The 1,526-nt window shown below is 74.8% G+C and carries 1 protein-coding gene and 1 pseudogene; both read left to right on the top strand.

Annotated elements, in window-relative coordinates; genetic code table 11:
• The coding region (locus tag SSNG_RS09255) for an ADP-ribosylglycohydrolase family protein (protein WP_007263555.1) at positions 1 to 947 on the top strand (947 nt) is incomplete at its 5' end.
• Positions 948 to 954: 7 nt separating this feature from the next.
• Positions 955 to 1,526, top strand: a pseudogene (locus tag SSNG_RS09260) (ADP-ribosylglycohydrolase family protein); the annotation flags it as partial.

Consider the following 1,526-nt stretch of genomic DNA (forward strand, 5'->3'; position numbering starts at 1 on the left):
TCGCCCTCAACCAACCCCCCGAACCGCTCCGCCTCGGCCCCTCCGACGACGCCGAATGGGCCGCCTTCGCCGCCGAATCCGTACTCACCGCCGCCGGAGTGCTGCTCAGCGACCTCTCCCGGTCCCGCCGCATGCGCGCCGCCATCGACCTCGCCTGGAACGCCCTCGCCAGCGAGGTCGCCGCCGCCGCGGAACGCGCCCCCGAGGTCGAGTCCGCCGTCCTGCCGATGCGCGCCCGGATCTCCGTACGCGCCGGCCTCGGCAACCTCGCCGCCGGCCTGCGCCCGCCCGCCACCGGCCACGACAACCCGCACTACTTCGACGACGCCGCCTGCGTCCGCGCCTGCGTACTCGCCGTCGTGCACCCCGGCGACCCGCGAACCGCCGCGGACCTCGCCGAGTTCGACGCCCGCTACACCCAGGACGGCGACGGCGTCCACGGCGCCCGCGCCATGGCCGCCGCCGTCGCCGCCGCCCTCGCCGGCGCGGACACCGACACCGCCGTCGACGCCGCCCTCGCGCAACTGCCCGCCCCCACCGAGATCGGCCGCAACGCCCGGCACGCCGTCAAACTCGCCCGCGCGGAGACCGGCGGCGCCTTCGCGCTCGTCCCCCTCCTGGAACACCAGATCGTCGACCACGTCTACAGCTACGGCATCGCCGCCGCCGAGACCGTCCCCGTCGCCCTCGCCCTCGCCACCGCCGCCCGCGGCGAGGTCTGCGAGGCCGTCCCGGCCGCCGCCTGCCTCTCCCGCGTCGCCGACTCCGCCCCCGCCCTCGCGGGCGCCCTCACCGGCGCCCTCGGCGGCGGCGGCTCCCTCCCCGCCGCCTGGCGCGAGGCCTGCCGCACCCTCTCCGGCTGCGCGCTGCCCCGCCTGGCCGGAACCGACCTCGTCGAACTCGCCGCGCTGCTCTCACGTACGGAACTCACCACTCTGAAAGGATGATTCGGGCATGACCCTCACACTGGAGGACCGGTTCTCGGGCGCCCTCGTCGGCGCCGCCGTCGGCGACGCCCTCGGCGGGCCGGTGGAGGGCTGGTCCCCGGAGCAGATCGCCGAACGGCACGGCGGCCGCGTGCACGGCATCGTCGGCCCCTGGTACGAGGACTGGCGCACCGCCCGGCCCATCGCGCCTTACCACAAGGGCGACGGGCACGTCACCGACGACACCCTCATGACGCACGCCCTGGTGCGCGTCTACACGACCGTACGCGACCACCTGGACGCCTACGCCGTCGCCGAGCACAAAAGTGCCGGACCTGATGGAAAACCTTTTGCTAAATCCCCGAGCTGGAGGCCGAGGCCCTTCCCCTCCAGCGGATCTTCCTCGCCGAGAAGTGGATCGTGACAAGGCTGCACTACGCGCACGCGGACCCCCGCGAGGCCGGCACCGGCAACATCGTCAACTGCGGTGCGGCGATGTACATGGCGCCGGTCGGCCTGGTCAACGCGGCCAACCCGGCCGCCGCCTACGCCGAGGCCCTGGACGTCGCGGGCGCGCACCAGTCCTCGTACGGGCGGGAG

Origin of the sequence: Streptomyces sp. C (genome assembly GCF_000158895.1) — a bacterium.
Classification (GTDB): domain Bacteria; phylum Actinomycetota; class Actinomycetes; order Streptomycetales; family Streptomycetaceae; genus Streptomyces; species Streptomyces racemochromogenes.